The 18,536-nt window shown below is 28.4% G+C and carries 20 protein-coding genes; 2 read left to right on the top strand and 18 right to left on the bottom strand.

Features of this window, described 5'->3' with window-relative positions:
• Window positions 1–122: 122 nt before the first annotated feature.
• From OW729_RS00700 to OW729_RS00645, 12 genes are all read right to left on the bottom strand, one after another.
• Window positions 123–1,508, bottom strand: coding sequence for a GntP family permease (locus tag OW729_RS00700; RefSeq protein WP_268059474.1), 1,386 nt, complete (start codon window positions 1,506–1,508; stop codon window positions 123–125).
• Window positions 1,509–1,906: 398 nt separating this feature from the next.
• Window positions 1,907–2,908, bottom strand: a complete 1,002-nt coding sequence (pdxA, locus tag OW729_RS00695; protein ID WP_268059473.1) for a 4-hydroxythreonine-4-phosphate dehydrogenase PdxA — start codon at window positions 2,906–2,908, stop codon at window positions 1,907–1,909.
• A 12-nt stretch (window positions 2,909–2,920) separates the two neighbouring features.
• A complete protein-coding gene (locus OW729_RS00690) occupies window positions 2,921–4,231 on the bottom strand; it encodes a four-carbon acid sugar kinase family protein (protein WP_268059472.1) in 1,311 nt (436 codons plus the stop codon).
• Window positions 4,232–4,452: 221 nt separating this feature from the next.
• Window positions 4,453–5,211 carry a DeoR/GlpR family DNA-binding transcription regulator gene (locus OW729_RS00685; RefSeq protein ID WP_268059471.1) on the bottom strand — a complete coding sequence of 253 codons (759 nt, stop codon included), beginning with the start codon at window positions 5,209–5,211 and terminating at the stop codon, window positions 4,453–4,455.
• Between the two features lie 446 nt (window positions 5,212–5,657).
• Window positions 5,658–6,398, bottom strand: a complete 741-nt coding sequence (gene ymfI / locus OW729_RS00680) for an elongation factor P 5-aminopentanone reductase (RefSeq protein ID WP_268059470.1) — start codon at window positions 6,396–6,398, stop codon at window positions 5,658–5,660.
• 253 nt (window positions 6,399–6,651) lie between these two features.
• On the bottom strand, window positions 6,652–6,939 hold the full coding sequence (locus OW729_RS00675) for a DUF2325 domain-containing protein (protein WP_268059469.1): 288 nt from the start codon (window positions 6,937–6,939) through the stop codon (window positions 6,652–6,654).
• A gap of 90 nt (window positions 6,940–7,029) precedes the next feature.
• Complete coding sequence (gene feoB, locus OW729_RS00670; protein WP_268059468.1) at window positions 7,030–9,048, bottom strand: ferrous iron transport protein B; 2,019 nt, start codon at window positions 9,046–9,048, stop codon at window positions 7,030–7,032.
• A 126-nt stretch (window positions 9,049–9,174) separates the two neighbouring features.
• Window positions 9,175–9,402 carry a FeoA family protein gene (locus tag OW729_RS00665; RefSeq protein WP_268059467.1) on the bottom strand — a complete coding sequence of 76 codons (228 nt, stop codon included), beginning with the start codon at window positions 9,400–9,402 and terminating at the stop codon, window positions 9,175–9,177.
• Between the two features lie 19 nt (window positions 9,403–9,421).
• Window positions 9,422–9,646, bottom strand: a complete 225-nt coding sequence (locus OW729_RS00660; protein WP_268059466.1) for a FeoA family protein — start codon at window positions 9,644–9,646, stop codon at window positions 9,422–9,424.
• A 149-nt stretch (window positions 9,647–9,795) separates the two neighbouring features.
• Window positions 9,796–10,395, bottom strand: coding sequence for a DUF3793 family protein (locus OW729_RS00655; protein ID WP_268059465.1), 600 nt, complete (start codon window positions 10,393–10,395; stop codon window positions 9,796–9,798).
• A 112-nt stretch (window positions 10,396–10,507) separates the two neighbouring features.
• Entirely contained in the window at window positions 10,508–10,939 is a 432-nt protein-coding gene (locus OW729_RS00650; RefSeq protein WP_268059464.1) for a flavodoxin, read from the bottom strand.
• 90 nt (window positions 10,940–11,029) lie between these two features.
• Window positions 11,030–11,641, bottom strand: coding sequence for a DUF3793 family protein (locus OW729_RS00645; protein WP_268059463.1), 612 nt, complete (start codon window positions 11,639–11,641; stop codon window positions 11,030–11,032).
• A 234-nt stretch (window positions 11,642–11,875) separates the two neighbouring features.
• Between OW729_RS00645 and OW729_RS00640 the strand changes: the two genes are divergently transcribed.
• Complete coding sequence (locus OW729_RS00640) at window positions 11,876–12,049, top strand: 4Fe-4S binding protein (RefSeq protein WP_268059462.1); 174 nt, start codon at window positions 11,876–11,878, stop codon at window positions 12,047–12,049.
• A gap of 117 nt (window positions 12,050–12,166) precedes the next feature.
• Here OW729_RS00640 and OW729_RS00635 read toward each other — a convergent pair whose 3' ends face one another.
• The 3 genes from OW729_RS00635 to OW729_RS00625 all read right to left on the bottom strand — a co-directional run bounded on the left by OW729_RS00635 (window position 12,167) and on the right by OW729_RS00625 (window position 15,290).
• Window positions 12,167–13,357, bottom strand: coding sequence for an HD-GYP domain-containing protein (locus tag OW729_RS00635; protein WP_268059461.1), 1,191 nt, complete (start codon window positions 13,355–13,357; stop codon window positions 12,167–12,169).
• A gap of 45 nt (window positions 13,358–13,402) precedes the next feature.
• Complete coding sequence (locus tag OW729_RS00630; RefSeq protein WP_268059460.1) at window positions 13,403–14,686, bottom strand: methyl-accepting chemotaxis protein; 1,284 nt, start codon at window positions 14,684–14,686, stop codon at window positions 13,403–13,405.
• Window positions 14,687–15,119: 433 nt separating this feature from the next.
• Window positions 15,120–15,290, bottom strand: a complete 171-nt coding sequence (locus tag OW729_RS00625) for a DUF362 domain-containing protein (RefSeq protein ID WP_268059459.1) — start codon at window positions 15,288–15,290, stop codon at window positions 15,120–15,122.
• Between the two features lie 422 nt (window positions 15,291–15,712).
• On the opposite strand from OW729_RS00625, the gene OW729_RS00620 reads away from it, so the two are divergent.
• On the top strand, window positions 15,713–15,958 hold the full coding sequence (locus OW729_RS00620; protein ID WP_268059458.1) for a glutaredoxin family protein: 246 nt from the start codon (window positions 15,713–15,715) through the stop codon (window positions 15,956–15,958).
• Between the two features lie 141 nt (window positions 15,959–16,099).
• Here the strand turns inward: OW729_RS00620 and OW729_RS00615 are convergent, their stop codons facing one another.
• From OW729_RS00615 to OW729_RS00605, 3 genes are all read right to left on the bottom strand, one after another.
• Window positions 16,100–17,263 (bottom strand): LCP family protein, encoded by a 1,164-nt coding sequence (locus tag OW729_RS00615; RefSeq protein ID WP_268059457.1) that lies wholly within the window; start codon window positions 17,261–17,263, stop codon window positions 16,100–16,102.
• 159 nt (window positions 17,264–17,422) lie between these two features.
• Window positions 17,423–17,818: an ArsR/SmtB family transcription factor gene (locus OW729_RS00610; protein WP_268059456.1), complete on the bottom strand. Its 396-nt coding sequence runs from the start codon at window positions 17,816–17,818 to the stop codon at window positions 17,423–17,425.
• 27 nt (window positions 17,819–17,845) lie between these two features.
• A complete protein-coding gene (locus tag OW729_RS00605; RefSeq protein ID WP_268059455.1) occupies window positions 17,846–18,418 on the bottom strand; it encodes a DJ-1 family glyoxalase III in 573 nt (190 codons plus the stop codon).
• Window positions 18,419–18,536 lie beyond the last annotated feature (118 nt).

The following is an 18,536-nucleotide window of genomic DNA, read 5'->3' as shown; positions in this document are numbered from 1 at the left end:
ATATACACAATATTCAATTAATTTGTAACTCTATTTTTCGACACTTTTTAACCACAAAATAAGCTATTTTAGATAATGCCTTTTAACAAACATCAAAATTTATATACACATTTATCTTTAATTTACATTATAAAACTTAATATTATAAGTTCTACTAATCCTACTGCCCAAGCTATAGTTGTAGTAACGGACCAAATCTTTATTTGTTCTTTAGCATCTTTTATACCAAGTGAACGATTAACTACCCAAAAATAACTATCATTAAAATATGAAAACAGTAATGATCCCATACATGCTCCAAGTGCTGCCAATGTTGGATTAACATTTAATGAAGGCATTATTGGAGCTGTTATAGAAGCGGCTGTAATCATGGAAACAGTACCACTTCCTTGTATCAAACGTACTAATGATGCTATTATAAAGGGAATTAATATAGCTGGCATATTTGAATCAGCAATCACCTTAGCTATATAATTGCCTGTACCACTGTCACGAAGTACCATTCCTAAAGCACCACCACCAGTAACTAATATTATAATACCTGCTGATTTAACACCTTTTTCCATTTCCTCTATAACTGTTTTTCTATCTAATTTATTAGCTAATCCATATATTGAAATTATTAGCCCTATTCCTACAGCAATTATTGGTGCACCTAAAAATTGAACTACATTGGTAAATCCGCTAACACTTATCGTTTTCTGTTTAAGTAATGTATCTACTATAGTACTTCCAAGTATCAATATTATAGGAATCAATATAGGCGCAAATGCAGCGAAAGTAGAAGGTAGATTCTTATTATCATTTTCTTCTTTAAAATCATAAACAGGCTCTTGATATTCTGGACGAAGCCATTCATCTTCTTTTTCTCCAGGAATTTGATAAATCTTCTTTCCAACGTATTTACCATAAGTCATACCTGCTATGAGCATAGGTATAGCTAGAACAATTCCCCATAAAATAAATGTTCCTACACTTACCCCGAATATCCCTGCAACACCTACAGGACCTGGTGTTGGAGGTACTAAGCTATGAGTTATTACAAGTCCAAGCCCTAATGCTACCCCAAGAGAAACTACAGATTTCTTTGTTTTCCTTGAAATGGCTTTTGCAAGAGGTGATAAAATTATAAATCCTGAATCACAAAATATTGGTATTGATACTATAAATCCTGTTATAGCCAGGGCTAACTCTTCATGTTTTTTTCCTAAAACTTTTATAAATGTTTGAGCCATTTTCTCCGCTGCGCCAGACACTTCAAAAATCTGTCCCATCATTACTCCAAATCCTATGATTATCCCTATACTACCTAAAGTTCCACCAAACCCTTTTGATATAGAATCAATTATTTTATTTGTTGGCATACCACCTACCAAACCAGTGATAGAAGCCGAAATTATGAGCGCTGGAAATGTGTGAATTTTAGTTTTTAATATTAAAAATACAAGTATTACAATACCTACCAAAAGTCCTAGTATCATTTGGTTTCCAACTACTGCATTCTCCATTAAAAATTCCTCCTCTTGTTTATTTTTCACTTTTGTAAAATATTTATATTTATTCCGTAGCTACCATCCACAATATCCTCATTGCATCTTATGAAATCGTTTCACACTTAACCAAAATCTTTACATCTTCACTTAGCTATAGGAAGCTATTACACTCTTTCATAAGATTTTTTAAATTTTATACAAGTTACATTATCCCTTTTAATAAAATTATCCCTAAAACTAAAAATCGCTCAATATAAACATATTAATTAAAATACCCCTTATAAATATCTAATCTTTGATGTATAATTTACATGTATGTAATTTTTATATGAGCACCTCCTTATAATTTAATAAACACGCCAATCTTTATTGATTATATGGAGGTACTCTAAATCCTTATCTAAAATAACCCTCTATTTTTCAAATTTAGGTGAATATTTAGCAGCTAAAACTATAGCTTCTACCATGCTTACAGAGCTAGCTTGTCCTGTTCCTGCTATATCAAATGCTGTTCCATGATCTACAGAAGTTCTTAATATAGGCATTCCATTTGTAACCGCAATAGTTCTCTCAAAATCTAAAGTTTTTGTAGCTATATGTCCTTGGTCATGATATAAAGATAATACTGAGTTATATCTTCCTTGAAGAGCTAGATGAAATACTGAATCTGCTCCTATTGGCCCCTCTACCTTATATCCCTTTCTCTTAGCTTCCTCTATAGCTGGAACTATTTCTTTCATTTCTTCATCTCCAAATAGTCCATGCTCTCCACTATGTGGATTTAATCCTGCTACAGCCATAGTTCCATCTTTTACACCTAATTTTTCTAAAGCTTTAGAGCATCTTATTATATAGTCTAAGACTTTTTCTTTAGTTACTAAATCACATGCTTGCCTTAAAGATACGTGCCTTGTCAGGAAAAATACCCTCATACCTCTAACTTCAAACATAGTAAGAGGATCTTCTGTATTTGTTAGGTCTGCTAAAATCTCCGTATGTCCTATATAATTTATTTTAGCTAATTTTAAAGACTCTTTATTTATAGGTGTTGTGGCTACTGCATCTATTTGTCCATCCATAGTCATTTCTACAGATTTTTTTATATATTCAAAAGCGGCTTTTCCACCTAAAGCTTGGACTTTTCCTACCTCTAATTTATCTATATCAACATTATTTAAATCTATTAAATCTATAGCTCCTAAGTTAAATTTGCCTTCTTTTGGATTTTTAATTATATTAATGTCCAATTTTAAATCACAAAACTTCATAGCTTGTTCTATAACATCTTTATCTCCTATCAATACAGGATTGCATCTATCATAAACTTTCTTTTCAGATAATGCCTTAACTACTATCTCTGGTCCTATGCCAGCTGGATCTCCTATAGGTATTCCTATTATTGGTCTATTACTCATATTGACTCCTCCTTAATCATTAATAGCTTTTAATAAATGTTCCACACATACTTTCATTCCATTTATATCTCCTACTATCCCTCCTTTGCTTACAATTTTCATTTTTGGGAATTCCCCTCCAATAAGTTCTCCATAGGCTGCAAGTGGTATTACTTCACTTAAAAGTTCCAATCCCACAGAATTGAATTTCTTACAAATACTTATACTTATATCTCCTCCACTACTAAAAATACCTTTAATATCTTTTATATTTTTCAATATTCTATAGCTAATTTCTGCTACAGAATTATTTATTATCTCAGTTAAAAATTCCTTGTTAGTATTCCTGTTTTTTGCCTCTCTATCTAAATCAATCCTTATTTCTTCGTAAATAGAATCTAAAACTATACAAAACACATCATAATTTTCTTTGTTTTGTATAACTTGATTTACCACTCTTTTTATTTCATCTTCTTTCTCATCTAAACTACCTAATATATCTTTAACTTCTATATCCACTTTTAACAAATTTAATTCTTTGCACACCTTATCCAGTTGTTTTCTTGTAGTATTAGTTATACTACCTACAACCATAAGAACTTTATTATCATTCTTTTGTGATTCTTCTTTTAAAGATTCATACTGTGCTATCGTTGCTGCTGTAAATGGCCCTGGGTCTACACATATAAATTTTATTTTGGTATCTACTAAAGCTTCAGATATAACCTCTAGATCGTTATTATTTAAGGCATCAAACACTATAATTCTGTTACCTTTACTATATAATTCTAGTATTCTTTCTTTTAAAATTTCCTTCTTACCCTTAATAGATTCAAGATATATAGAATCTATTTCATACTTTGTTTGCTGTTTTATCAATTTTTCGATTACAGAAGAATTTATAGGTCTCTTTCCATCTTTTGAAGCATCTGTTTCTTCTAAAGCTATTCCATTCACAAGAAGGTATCCTCCCACCGCAACCCTTCCTGCATCTGGGAAAACTGGAACTACCGCTGCAACAGTATCATCTCCTAATGCATCTAACATTCCATCTATTTCTGCACCTAAATTTCCTCTTAATGTACTATCTATCCTTTTTCCGTAAACATTTACACAGGGATTACTGAATAATTCAGTAGCCTTATAAACTCTACAGTATGCTTCTTCTTTATCTACTCCTCTACTATCTGTAGAATAAAGTACTGTATCAAATTTATTTTTTTCTAAATTATCCTTTTCCATAGAGTTCATAATAGTCACAGGTGTTAAATTTAGCTTTTTTATTAAAACTCCTGTAGCATTAGCTCCAGTAAGATCATCTGCTATAACAACATAGTTAATCATTTATTTTCCCCCTTAAGCTATTATCAAATTATTCCTAGTCTTAACGAAATTCTGCTTATGATAGTACTTGCTCCGAGCATTAGAATAACTTATTTACAGAGGCCGCATCCATTATATTCTAATATGAAAGTAAACAAAATAAGATTCATCTTACATTTGGTAACTTTCCCTTTATGTCCATAGGAGAATTAATAATTGTCCCCATATCCATATAATAAAAATTAAACATTTATTACTTTTACATTTAATGAATCTAAGTATTTTCTTTCACTTTCAACAATTTTTTTATCAGTAATAATAGCATCCACAGCTTCAATAGAAGCTATGTTCACAAAAGACTCTTTATTAAACTTACTATTATCTACTAGAACTACTGAGTAAGATGCAGATTTTATTATTTTCTTTTTTAGGCTGGCTTTTTCAAAAGTAGGAGTAGATAACCTCCAATCAGAACTCACCCCAGAAGTTCCTAAAAAAGCTAAATTAACTTTAACATTGGATATAAATTCCTCAGCAGTTGGTCCCATAACACATCCTGTTTCCTCTTGTATTATTCCACCTACTATAAAAGTCCTTACATGATTTTGGTATAACTCCAGGGCTATTTTTAAATCATTTGTTATAATCGTTACATCCTTTATCTCTTTAACTAATCTAGCCACTTCAAAATTAGTAGTACCTGCATCTAAAAATATGGTATCTCCTTCCTTTATTATGTCTAAAGCCCTCTTAGCTATTTTTTCTTTTATATCTATATTACTTATTTTTTTTAAGTCATAAGATTGTTCTAAAAGATATATATCTCTTTTTACTGCCCCTCCATGACTTCTATATAGTAATCCTTTGTCTTGAAGTCTTTCAAAATCCCTTCTTATAGTCATCAAACTTACATTAAGTTCACTCGCAATATCTTCAACTTTTATACTTTCCATTTCTTCTAACTTATCTATTATATATTTTTCTCTTTCTGCTGGAAGCACTTTATCACCTCTTAATTTATATTGATGGTGTATTTTTACATACTATTCTTATAAGTTCATTCATATTTGTTCTTTTGCTTTCGTTTTAATGTTCGTTTATGTTAATTAAATATTATACCTTGTTTTTTATTTTGTCAATAGTTTATGTATTAATTCATATCAAACCAGTATTCACAGCTTAACATCTTGGGAATCAAGTTCGTTTTTGTATTATTAATACACTTCGTTAATTAAAAAATTAACATTTTCGAACATTCGAAAACATATCCATCATTTTTGCATAAATACAAATAAAAATCACCTTGCCAGATAAAGATAGGTAAATTGTTATAGAATTTACCTATCTTTATCTGGCAAGGTATGAGAAATATTTTTGTTAAAATATTAACTTTTCTAATAGTTCATTATAAAACTAAAATATTTATTAAATTATATACTTTTCCAACTTAAATATACCCTCCATCTACAGATATAATTTGTGATGTAATGTACTTAGCTTCATCGCTAGCAAGGAATACTGCCAATTTAGCTATGTCTTCACCTTCACCAAATCTTGATATAGGTATCTCATCAATTAAAGCTTTTCTATCTTCTTGTGACATCCATTTATTCATATCTGTATCTATAACGCCAGGTTGTATACCATTAACTCTTATACCTGAAGGTGCAAGCTCTTTTCCTAATGCTTTTGTAAAAGAATTCACTCCACCTTTTGAAGCAGAATACAAAACCTCACAAGAGGCACCAACCCCACCCCATATAGAAGAAATATTAACTATATTCCCCTCTTTTCTTTCTATCATATGCTTTACAACATTACTACAAGTATTAAAAACACCTCTCAAATTTACACCCATAATATCATCAAAATCTTTTTCTGTCATATCTATAAAAAGGCCCACTTTAGATATTCCTGCATTATTTATTAGCACGTCTATTTTACCGTATTTATCTATTATGTACTGAATCATTTTTTTTGAAAAATCATATTCCTTAATATCACCCTTTATTGTCTCACAATAACCACCTAACTTTTTTATTTCTTCTATAGTCTTTTCGGCCTCTTTATCATTATTTCTATAATTAACTATTACAGAAGCATTGCACTTTGCAAATTCTAATGCTATGCTTCTTCCTATACCTCTACTTCCCCCAGTTATAAGAACCACTTTCCCATGAAAATCCATACAATCACCCTCTATACATTTCTACATTAAGTTTTAAATTTTAATTAATGTGAATTTTTAAATCTTCACCTAATTTAAATAATCCTGTTCATTATATCACTAGTTTTATTGGGTGTGAACTCTAGATCAACTTATATAGTATGTTTATAATCAATTCTACTATTAGTATTTATAGACTAAATAAATTAGATTGCTCTATAATTCGTAGCCAGTATTTTTCTGCTAATATGAATTATAAAGCAATCTAACATTATTAACATTCATTTAAAAACTCATTTAATGATTTTTCTATATGAATCCAAGATCTCTTGGCAAATAAAACTTTTGTACTGTCACATTTAATTTGCTTTTTTAATGCCTTAGTAATTTGATGATTTACAAAATCAGTTAAGACCAGAACTAAATCTGTATTTTCAGGAACTTTAATAGATTTTTGACTTTTCTTTCTCCCTGACAAGTGATTTATTTGTTCAAATCCTTGTAATCTTAAATTTTCTTTTATATTACCTAACTTATCTCCACCTACAACTAAAACACTCACTTTATCTATCCTCCTTATGATATGTAATTGAATTTCATTATCAATTACTTTTTAAATAAAAGGATGATCTCTTAGATCACCCTTATTATATTATTGAAATCCTATTAATCTTCCAACTTGATATACAAGTACTGCTGCTACCCATCCTATTATAAATGTATAAACAGCTGAGAATATAGCCCATTTATGTGAATTTGTTTCTCTTCTTATTGCTCCTAAAGCAGCTGCGCAAGGTGTATAAAGTAATGTCATTATCATAAATGCCATAGCCGTAAGAGGAGTAAATGCTCCTTGTATTGCTGCTGTAAGTGCAGCTCCTTCCTCAACTCCTGCATAAACCATACCTAAAGTAGCAACAACAGATTCTTTAGCTATTATACCAGCAAACAAAGCAACACCTGCTTGCCATGTTCCAAAACCAGCTGGTTTAAATATAGGTGCTATTATTCCTCCTATTTTACCTAAAACTGATGCTTCACTGTATTGTTCAACTCCAAAAGGTATAACAGATAAAAACCAAAGTAATGTTACTACAGCAAATATAATTGTTCCTGCTTTTTTTAAGAATGCTCCAGCTTTTTCCCACATAAGCATTAAAACATTTTTAACTGAAGGTACACGATAAGGAGGTAATTCCATGATGAAATAGGAAGATTCTCCTTTAAACAAAGTTTTACTTAATACTTTACCAGCAATTAATGCCACTATTATTCCTATTACATAAAGTGATATTAATACTAATCCTCCCTTAGCAGAGAAAAACGCACCAATAAATACTAAATATATTGGAAGTCTAGCCCCACATGAAACAAAAGGATTTATAAGTATGGCTATCATTCTATCTTTTTTACTTTCTAATGTTCTTGTAGCCATTATTCCCGGAACGTTGCATCCACCTCCAATTATCATAGATACAAAAGTTTTTCCATGAAGTCCTAATGCTCTCATTAATCTGTCCATAACATATGCTGCTCTAGCCATATATCCACTATCTTCTAGAACACCAATTAATAAGTACATAACCATTATTATTGGAAGGAATACTATTACCGATCCTACTCCATTTATAAGTCCATCTGTAACAAAAGAAGTTAGCATTTCTGAAGCTCCTGAATTTGCCATAGCTTCTCCAGCTTTCTCTCCTAGAACACCAAACCATTCTTCCAATGTATCTGCAAAAAATTGTCCAACAACAAATGTTGCCTGATATAAACAAAACATTATAAAAGCAAATATCGGAATTCCTAGAAATTTATTAGTAACAAATCTATCTATCTTATCTGACAATGTTTCCTCATATTTTTCTGATCTTTTTATAGATTTTTGTACTACTTCACCTATAAATTCATATCTTTTATCTACAATTGCCATTTCAGGTTCATATCCTAATGATTCCGTTAATCTCTTAACACTATGTGAAAGTTTATCTAATACCTTTTGAACATTTCCTTTTTCTTTTATGTTGTTTAGGATATAAGAATCATTCTCTAATAACTTAATAGCTGTCCATTGTGCTGGATATTCTATTGATGCAGCACTTTCTTCAAGAGATGCTTTTAAATTCGAAATTTCTTTTTCAATTTCCGAACCATAAGCAATTTCTACTCTTGCATTCCTTCCTTTTTTTCCATATTCTAATACTTTAGAAATCAATTCTTCTATTCCTTGCTTTTTAGTAGCAACAGTAGCTATAACAGGTACCCCTAATTCAGCCGATAATTTATCAATATCTATTTCTATCTTCCTATTTTTTGCTTCATCTACCATATTTAAAGCTACAACTACATTTGCATTCATTTCAAGAAGCTGTGTAGTTAAATATAAGTTTCTTTCTATATTAGTAGCATCAACTACATTAATAACTACATCTGGATTGTCCTTTATAATAAAATTTCTCGCAACAACTTCATCTTCAGAATATGCTCCTAGGCTATATGTTCCTGGAAGGTCTACTATCTCTTCTTCATTATCTTTATATTTTAATTTTCCTACTTTTTTTTCTACTGTAACCCCTGGCCAGTTACCTACATGTTGCCTTGATCCTGTCAAAGCATTAAATAATGTAGTTTTACCACAGTTAGGATTACCTACCAAAGCTATTGTACTCATTATTCTCCCCCTTATGCAAAACGCTCTTATATGACTTCAATATTCATTCTCATTTATTAATTAAAAAAATAACCTATTATAACAATAATCTTAAAATTACTTATATTACATATTCCATTTGAGCCATCAACAAGCTTGAACCATAATTTTTTGTGCCATTCCTCTTCCAAGAGCTATACGACTCTCTCCTAATCTAACTATGATTGGTCCATTATTATTGCTTATAATTCTAATTTCTGTACCTTTATTAAAACCCATCTCTACCATCTTCTTAGAAAAATCTTCTCCTCCAGCTATATCATGTATTATAACTTTACACCCAATATTAGCAAAACTCAAAGGCATTCTCTCCATAAAAAAACCTCCCTTTAAATTATTCTACTGTAATATACATAGCTTCTGCTTTTCTAAGAGTAAGTTTATACCCTCTTATTAATACTTCTATAGGATCTCCTAGTGGTGCCTTACCTGATACTTGAATCTGTATTCCAGGAACTATACCCATATCCATTAAACGTCTTCTAACATTGCTTTCTCTAGATATAGAGGTAACTTTAGTTTTAACTCCTACAGAAACTTCATTTAAGCCTCTAGCCATAATTATCTGTCCCCCCTTTAAAATAAAAACAAAATCAATAAAAGCACAAATGATTTATTATATCAATTTAAATTAATAATTATTTTCATTTACATGTAAATGATACTCTTTTTCAATTGTATTGTCAATAACAATTGCTAATTTTTATATTAAACTCTAAAAGGATCCAGATCTTGTATAAGCAAATTAATAACCTTTACTTTAGCATCATCATACCTTTTAAAAGTATCTTTCGCTTTCTCCATATCATGATATACTTTCCAATATCCCATTATTAAACATTGTTTATTAGGACAATCTGTAAACTCCAATACATCATCAACAGGATATCCTAAAAAGATTCCTATCTCATGTGGACATACATTCTCATATCTTTGACTTAATAAATTTAAACTTTCTTTTAAACTCATTTCTTCTGTATAACCAAACCTTTGCAAAAACTTTATACTTTTATCCTCCTTTAAAATCTTTATTAATTCTTCACTATTATAAAATAACACAGAAACCATATTTTCATTATGTTTAAGTTCATAAAACTCTAGAGGGATTTCTCTTCTTATTTCTTCCTTATATAATTCCCAATATTTATATAAATTTTTTATCTCTCTATTTTTAAAAACAACAAGGGAAGATGGTTTTTCTCCAGCAATGGTTGGTGCTGTACTATAAGCAATAGTAGAAATCAAGTATTTTTTATCCTCTTGCTTTTCTATGGTATTTATAAACTCTCTAATTAAATCCTTACTCATATATTCCATCCTCCCTTCAATGATATTTAGGTAAGTTTAATCCAAAGTTAAAAAGTTTCGTTATTTTTCTAAGGTCTATTTTCCTGTAACATATTATAATTTATGAATCTAATTATGCTTTTGCTAACATTTCACCGAGTTCTTTACATTTTTGTATATCTTCATCATTGGGTTCGTTGTTCGCCATTAATCCTTCATCTTCTATTAAATCAGCTCCAACACCTTCCATTCTCTCTACCCAATTCCTCATCCACTCTCCGTCTCCCCATCCATATGAACCAAATAATGCGATTTTCTTTCCTTGTACTTTTGACTCAATAGATTCAACAAATGGTTCCATTTCAGCTTCTTCTAAAACTTCTTGTCCCATAGATGGGCACCCTAATGCTACTACATCTGCATTTATAACATCATCGACTGAAGCCTCACCTACATTAAGCAATTTAACTTCTGCCTCATTTCCTTTTGCACCTTCTGCTATTGCCTTAGCCATAGCTTCTGTATTTCCAGTTCCACTCCAATAAATAATATTTATTTTTTTCATAGTTACCCCTCCTAAATGATAATGAGTTTCAATTTCATTATCAGTATATACTATTATCTTTGTTTTGTAAATATCTTTCCGATATTTTTATTAAATTTTATTCAATATATCTATAAAATCTACTCCATTACTAATTAAATTTATAACTTTTTCTCTACAAGAGTCATACTTCTTAAATACATTTAATGCGTAATTAAGATTATGATATACTTTCCAATATCCAAATATTATAGCTTCCTTTTGATTATCACTTATAAATTCAATTACATCCTCTAAAGGATACCCTAAAAAAACTCCTATTTCATTAGGACAACTATAATAATATCTATTTTTTAATAAAGAAAGACATTGTTTTAATGACATTTTTGATGTGTATCCATATTGTTTTAAAAACTTTGTATTCCTTTTATTTTTTAATATTTTATTCATTTTACTATTATCATAAAAAAGAACAGCTGTACTATCACTATTATTTTTTAATTCATAAAAACTTATATTTAATTCTTTATATATATCATTTTTATAAATTTCCCAAATATTATTTAATTTTCTCTTTCCTTGATTATGAAAAATTATAAGGTATGAAGGCTTGTGCTTTGCTATAGTAGGTGCAGCACTATATAAAATCATTGCAATTAAATAATCCTTATTACTAAACTTATCAATTATATTCATAAAATTATATTTCTTTAGATTATCCATAAAATACCTCTCTATCTTTTGTTTTAATAATTTTTAAGAATACATTAGATTACCAAAACAGATAATTCATATACTTTTCTTTAAATCTTAATAATATTATTTACATTAATAAATAATATATTTTGCTTAATTAAACAATTTCTAAACAAAGCGAATCATAAAAGAAAATGTATATAATATTCTCTAAAAGCAAATTATAATGAATGTGAAAATAAGTTTAAGGAGGTTTTCTTAATGGCTTTTAAAATTATTGATTCCTGTGTGAGCTGTGGAGCATGCGAACCCGAATGTCCTGTTAATGCAATCAGCCAAGGTGAACATTATTATGTTATAGATCCCAACACTTGTATAGACTGTGGCGCTTGTGCCAATGTCTGTCCAGTCGGTGCTCCTGTACCAGAAGATTAGATTATAAACTTTAGTTAATATAGCTAAAATAATAAAAAGAGATAGAATGTGAAAACCATTCACATTCTATCTCTTTTTATTATTTATATTACACTATAATTAATTTTCTTAATTAAATTACTCAAGTGCTAATCTAACTTTTTTAGTAGCTAAAGGACATAACGCACCATCAATAATCATATCATTAACAATATTCCACGCTTTTGATGCTTCCATCCCTTTCCTATAAGGTCTATCTTCAGTTAATGCTTGATATACATCACAAACACACATTAATTTATCTATATCACCAAGTTCACAACCTAGAAGCCTTTGTGGATATCCCTTACCATCAACTCTTTCATGATGATTGGATGCCCATGAAGTTATGTCTTCTATACCAGGTATTTGCTCTAATATTAATCTTGTATAATAAGGATGAGTATCAATTATACCTCTCTCATATGTATTTAATTTCCCATTTTTGTTTAAAATGCTATTTGGAACTGCAATTTTACCAAGATCATGTAAAAGTCCTGCAATATACGCTTTTTTTTGGACGACTTGATTATATCCTAATATATTTGTAACACAATACATCTTATTTGCTATACCTCTTGAATGATTATGAGTAAACTTGCTTTTACTATCTATAATACCTGCAAAAACTTCTGAAATATTCTCTAAAGACTCTAAATTAATATTTAGCATATCTTTAGGCAAAATTTTATTTAAAATATAATCAAAATTATTAAATTTACAGTCTAACCAAAATCTTTCGCCTTCAGATATTTTTAGAAAACCATCTATAACTTCTGAGCTTACCCTTTTGTTTTTATTTTTAATAATAGCTTCTGTAAATATATATTTTGCTTTTATATAATCTATACGTTCATCAAATATAGAATCAAATTCATCAGCAAGCGAGACTATTTGAGAAATAATTGGTATATTATTTCTATATAATTCAAAAGGTCCTTTGCCATCCCATCTTTCATGATGGTATTTAATAGCTATATAAACTTCTTCAGGCAAATTCATCCTCTTTAATATATGTTCACCCTTTTTACAATGAACTATCCAATTAGTCTTTTTATCTAATATATCACTTCTATTATAGTTGTTTATTCCTATATCATGTAATGCTGCTGCATAATATACATTCTTAATTTTATCTTCAGTTAAATTTAAAGCTCTTGCTAATCTTATAGAAATATAAGCTATCCTTTTAGCATGATTAATACTTTTACATTCTGCTATATCTAATGCCATAGAAAACGCATTAAATACATGAAAAGATGGTATTTCATTAAAATACGTTCTCTCCATAATCGTTATATATCTCCTTTACATAAATAAATTTTTGACTTAGTTTTAGATACTAAATTCCTCTATACTATTCTTTAAATTCATTTCTATTGTTCCTAAAGCTTTAGAATTTTTTATTACATTTTTCATATCACTGCTTTGATTCTCTATAAATAGAATGATTTTCTCATTGAAAACAGATAAACTCTTAAAATCATTAGATATTTCTTCAAATATTTTAGAAACCACTTTATTATTTTCTTCCATTCCTTCAAACTGTCTATATAATATATTCATACCAAAATTCATATCTAAAATCGATTCTTCAATATTCTCAAAACATTTATTAGTTATCTCTAAAGATTCACATGTTTCATTAACTATTTTAACTTCAGTATCCATATTTATTTTTACAGCATTTATTTCTTCCTCTATCTCAATAATTATATTTTCTATATTATTAGTAGCTATTACTGTTTGTGCTGCAAGCTTTTTTATTTCTCCTGCTACAACAGCAAATCCTTTTCCTTCTTCACCAGCTCTTGCAGCTTCTATAGCTGCATTTAAAGCGAGTAAATTAGTTTTATTCGATATTCCTTTTATTACATGTACTATACTCCCTATATCCCTTGATTTTTCATTTAAATATTCAATTCCATCTTCTAAGTCTAAAACTGCTTTTTTATTTACCTCAAATTTATTCTTTAATTCTTGCATAGCATTTACACTCTCATAATTAAGTTCTTGAATTTCTGTGGATTTGTTCTTTATATTTTTAATATTATCAGTTACTCTATATATATCTTCTGTAAGTTCTATAATCTTTTCTGTACCTGTTTCAATATTACTTGTTCTATCTTGCATTTTCTCAAATCTATTTTTTATATTAGATACATTTTCTGCATAGCAATTATTTAATTTACTTATACATGAATCAATATTTTCGTATACTTCATTTGCTTCATATAAATCATCACTTATACATAATATTTTTTCTTTAATTTTATTTTTAAAAAAATATATATTATCTAAAATCTTAGGTTGTCCATGAATCTGATTCCTATTATCATTATCAAGATTTATATTTAAAATTTTATTTAATTCACTATATAAAATATCAGCTTCCCCTAAAACTTTTCTCATAGCTATTATAGCTAATATAATAAATAAACTAGTTGATATAAAAATAATAGATACTTGTTTAAGTATTATACTTCTTACACTTATAGTTAATGGTGTATTTATTAAAATTCCACTTTCCATGTTAAGTAAAGTTATTCCTATAATAATAGAATTTAAAACTAATATACCACTAATAATTCCATAACACTTTAACCTTATATTCTTCATACTTTCCTCCCTTATTAAATGTGTATTATTTACAATTTAATTGTCATATTAAAGATAACTTTATAGATGAAAAATTCTATGTTCAGTTATTCTTTGTCTATTTTATCTTACTTATATACCATAAGATATTGAAAACAATTCTCATTTTCAATAATTTATTATATATCTTTATGCTAATTATTTCAACATTTATCTACAATAAAAATAAAGTTATCTCTGAAATATCCTTATAAATAGATTTCAAAGATAACTTTATGTTAAAAAATTATTCTAGATAGATTTTGAAGGTAACACACTATATAATAAATTTATGTAATACTTATTTATTATATAAAAATACATGTTAAACATCTAAACTTTAAACTTGCTTAAAATATATTTGTATATAACAAAAATGTAAGCCACGCAAGGTAACTTACATTTTTAAGTTTAATTATTCTTGTACTATAGCTCCTGTTGGGCAAGCATTAGCACAGCTTCCGCAATCTATGCAAGAATTTGCATCGATTTCGAATTGAGCATCTCCTTGATTGATAGCTCCTACTGGACATTCTGAAGCACAAGCTCCACAGCTTACACAAGCATCTGTAATTTTAAATGCCATAATAAAACCCTCCATCTCTTGTTTTTATGTATTTGCCTTACAACAAATTTACAAATTATATATTACCATATTTATTGATATAAACAAAGACTTATTTAATATTTTTTTCAAAATTAATAAGTATTCTTAGATAAGAAGTATAATCTAAGCTTAAATGTATGTTTTTTTGATTTTTGAAAATATAACCTAATTTGATATATTATATTAATTTTTTTTATAACTTATAAATCTGACTATTAAAGCAGATGAAATTGGTACATAGAAACTGATGAAATTATGCAAACTAACATAGATGGTGTATTTTCTAGCAGAAAATTTCCTGAAAAATATTTAAATAACTAAGAAAATAATAATAAATACCATTATTAAAACCTTAATGGTATAAAAATACACCTTAATAAAAATTAAGGAGGTTTCTTAATATGATAAAAGTATATTCGACTCCAACTTGTTCTCATTGTAAAAAAGTTAAAGAGTTTCTAGATTCTATAAATGCTAACTATGTCGATGTAGATGTGCTAAAGGATAGAGTAGCAAGAGAAGAAATGATAGAACTTTCAGGTCAACAAAGGGTCCCTGTAATCAGTATAGATGGTGAAATAGTTTTAGGATTTGATAAACCAGCTATAATAAACACTCTTGATAAACATAACGCTTTAATGAAATAAATAATATTCCTGCTTTACTAAAAAATATATACTAATTTATAAATCTAGGTTGTTGGATAATAATAAAATATAAATTATTCAACAACCTAGATTTGTTTTAGAACTTTATTTGTTTTAGTGTTTCAAATAAATAATTACATATTAATTTTTTTTATTGTTATTGTTTTTTTTGTATGGATAACTATGGTCACTTGCTTCAGGCTCTTTTTTAAGCTCTGGATCATCTTGATCTACATGAGGATGAATTTCTTTTTCTGCTTGGAGATACTTCTTTAATATTTTCTTAAACTGACTAATGTCGTACTCTTTTTTATCTGGTTTTTTATCTTTAAAAATAAAATCATTTAAAATTTTAGCATTTTGCTCTATATCCATAATTTGAACCCAGCTACCCATGTATATTCTTCCCTCACTAAGTTCATTTTGTGGTATTTGAAGCTGTTCTATAGTCAAAGGTTTAATCTTTGATACAGTATATCCATAATTTAAAAGCATTACAGGCTCTATATTGGTTTTTACAATAGGTAACAAACTATTGAGGAGCTTTGGGTATTGAATAATATTTATATCCTCTAATTTTTTAGCTAATAAAGAGATAACCAACCTTTGTCTTTGATCTCTTTCAAAAGTTCCATTTCCAACCTTTCTTATCCTTGCATAAGATAGAGCTTGTTGCCCATCTAAATGCTGCAGACCACTATGAGTAATAGTTGCAGACTTTTTTCCACCTGTAGATTCTCCTATGAATTTATTCAGCTCTTTTATTTCGTAATCCTTTACATCGACATCAATTCCACCTACAGCATCAATAAGTCCTTCAAATCCCCAAAAATCAATTATAATGTACTTATTTATATTAATTTTGAAATTATCTCTTAGTGTTTTAAGTAAAAGTTCTGGTCCTCCAAAAGCAAAAGCAGCATTTATTTTTTGTTCTCCATGACCACTTATAGGAACATAACTATCCCTCATTATAGATGTTAACTTTAATTTTTTATCATTGTCATCTATCGTCATTATAATCATTGAATCTGAACGTGCTTTTTCTTTTGGATCTCTACTATCAACACCTATTAATAATATATTATTTATACCTTCTTGTTCTTCATACTCTGGATTTTGTTCGCTAGCTGAGTTTTCATGTGTAATATCATTATCTGGAACCTTTATATTGTGTCTAACATAATAATATAATCCCCCAAAACAACATAAAACTAAGAAAAGCACTATTAATATGACTTTTACTGCTTTTTTTTTCTTCCCATCCTTGTTTTCTTTATTTTTATTTGCTCTTGAGTTTCTCATTTTATACCTTCCTAACATAAGAAATTATCATGTCATTCTATAATTTCAAAACAATCAGAATTTTTTGTAGTATTTTAATTATATCATTTACTGTATATTAACATCAAGTTTCACTCTCATTGCATAATAGATTAATTACATATAAACATATAAATACTTCTAACCTTTAGAAGTATTTATATGTTTATGTTGTATATGGTCTAATCCTTGTTTAAATACATTTTCCACATGTTCATCATCAAGTGAATAATAAACCACTTTTCCTTCTTTTCTATATTTAACAAGTCTAGCACCTCTTAAAACTCTCAATTGATGAGAAACAGCTGATTGATTCATACTTAGCAACGTACTTATATCACATACGCACATTTCATTAACAGAAAGTGCGAATAAAATCTTTATTCTAGTATTATCCCCTAATACCTTAAAAAAATCAGCTAAAGAAGTACTTATTTCTTCTGGTATCATATTCTCTTTTACTTTATGTATCACATCATTATGTATTTGATTACACGAGCAAAATTCTACCTCTGATTGTGTTTTATATTTCTTCATATAACCCTCTCCATGTATAGCAGCATATTATAATTTTTTTATTTCTTCTTCTACAAAGTTAAGCATCATATCTTCTTTTAATTGATATGATACATCTTTTCCTACAAGGTTTTCCACAAGCTTTAAAGCAAAATATATTGCAGTAGCAGGTCCTCTACTTGTAATAATATTATTATCTTCAACTACCATATCCTCACAATAAATTCCTTCTTTTAATTCCTCATTAAATCCTGGATAAGAAGTAATTTTCTTTTTTTGTATAATACCTGCCCCACCTAAAACTATAGGTGCAGCACAAATCGCTGAAACTATTTTAGAATCTTCATTAAATTTTTTAACTATATTTATTACTTCACTAGAATTTTTTAGATTGACAGAACCTGGCATACCTCCTGGAAGAACTAAAGCATCATAGTTTTTAGTATTTAAATCACTAACTATTTTATCACATTCTATATTTATATTATGTGCTCCTTTTACGTATCTTTCTTTTAAAGAACACATATCACATTGAATATTGGCCCTTCTTAAAACATCTACTACTGTAAGAGCTTCTATTTCTTCAAATCCATCTGCTAAAAATATTATAACTCGTTTCATTAACATCACTCCTTTATTATATATATTACATTCGTACTGTACATACTCCAAATTATAACATATTATTATTATATTAAGTTATTGAATATTTTTTAAATCTATTTAATAATCTATATAT

The organism is Clostridium brassicae (assembly GCF_026738875.1).
GTDB classification, from domain to species: Bacteria; Bacillota; Clostridia; order Clostridiales; family Clostridiaceae; genus Clostridium_H; species Clostridium_H brassicae.
The sequence above is the reverse complement of the archived record's forward strand: the minus strand, read 5'-3'. Positions and strand labels throughout refer to the sequence as shown.

Excerpts from the sequence above, each read along its gene's own strand:
- OW729_RS00660 (WP_268059466.1), bottom strand. The coding sequence starts at position 9,646 with ATGGCTAGAGGCTTAAATGAAGTTTCTGTAGGAGTTAAAACTAAAGTT.
- OW729_RS00620 (WP_268059458.1), top strand. The coding sequence starts at position 15,713 with ATGATAAAAGTATATTCGACTCCAACTTGTTCTCATTGTAAAAAAGTT.
- OW729_RS00640 (WP_268059462.1), top strand. The coding sequence starts at position 11,876 with ATGGCTTTTAAAATTATTGATTCCTGTGTGAGCTGTGGAGCATGCGAA.
- OW729_RS00665 (WP_268059467.1), bottom strand. The coding sequence starts at position 9,402 with ATGGAGAGAATGCCTTTGAGTTTTGCTAATATTGGGTGTAAAGTTATA.
- OW729_RS00605 (WP_268059455.1), bottom strand. The coding sequence starts at position 18,418 with ATGAAACGAGTTATAATATTTTTAGCAGATGGATTTGAAGAAATAGAA.
- OW729_RS00625 (WP_268059459.1), bottom strand. The coding sequence starts at position 15,290 with ATGGCATTTAAAATTACAGATGCTTGTGTAAGCTGTGGAGCTTGTGCT.
- OW729_RS00690 (WP_268059472.1), bottom strand. The coding sequence starts at position 4,231 with ATGATTAACTATGTTGTTATAGCAGATGATCTTACTGGAGCTAATGCT.
- OW729_RS00650 (WP_268059464.1), bottom strand. The coding sequence starts at position 10,939 with ATGAAAAAAATAAATATTATTTATTGGAGTGGAACTGGAAATACAGAA.
- ymfI (WP_268059470.1), bottom strand. The coding sequence starts at position 6,398 with ATGGATTTTCATGGGAAAGTGGTTCTTATAACTGGGGGAAGTAGAGGT.
- OW729_RS00615 (WP_268059457.1), bottom strand. The coding sequence starts at position 17,263 with ATGAGAAACTCAAGAGCAAATAAAAATAAAGAAAACAAGGATGGGAAG.
- OW729_RS00700 (WP_268059474.1), bottom strand. The coding sequence starts at position 1,508 with ATGGAGAATGCAGTAGTTGGAAACCAAATGATACTAGGACTTTTGGTA.
- OW729_RS00635 (WP_268059461.1), bottom strand. The coding sequence starts at position 13,357 with ATGGAGAGAACGTATTTTAATGAAATACCATCTTTTCATGTATTTAAT.
- feoB (WP_268059468.1), bottom strand. The coding sequence starts at position 9,048 with ATGAGTACAATAGCTTTGGTAGGTAATCCTAACTGTGGTAAAACTACA.
- OW729_RS00645 (WP_268059463.1), bottom strand. The coding sequence starts at position 11,641 with ATGGATAATCTAAAGAAATATAATTTTATGAATATAATTGATAAGTTT.
- OW729_RS00630 (WP_268059460.1), bottom strand. The coding sequence starts at position 14,686 with ATGAAGAATATAAGGTTAAAGTGTTATGGAATTATTAGTGGTATATTA.
- OW729_RS00655 (WP_268059465.1), bottom strand. The coding sequence starts at position 10,395 with ATGAGTAAGGATTTAATTAGAGAGTTTATAAATACCATAGAAAAGCAA.
- OW729_RS00610 (WP_268059456.1), bottom strand. The coding sequence starts at position 17,818 with ATGAAGAAATATAAAACACAATCAGAGGTAGAATTTTGCTCGTGTAAT.
- pdxA (WP_268059473.1), bottom strand. The coding sequence starts at position 2,908 with ATGAGTAATAGACCAATAATAGGAATACCTATAGGAGATCCAGCTGGC.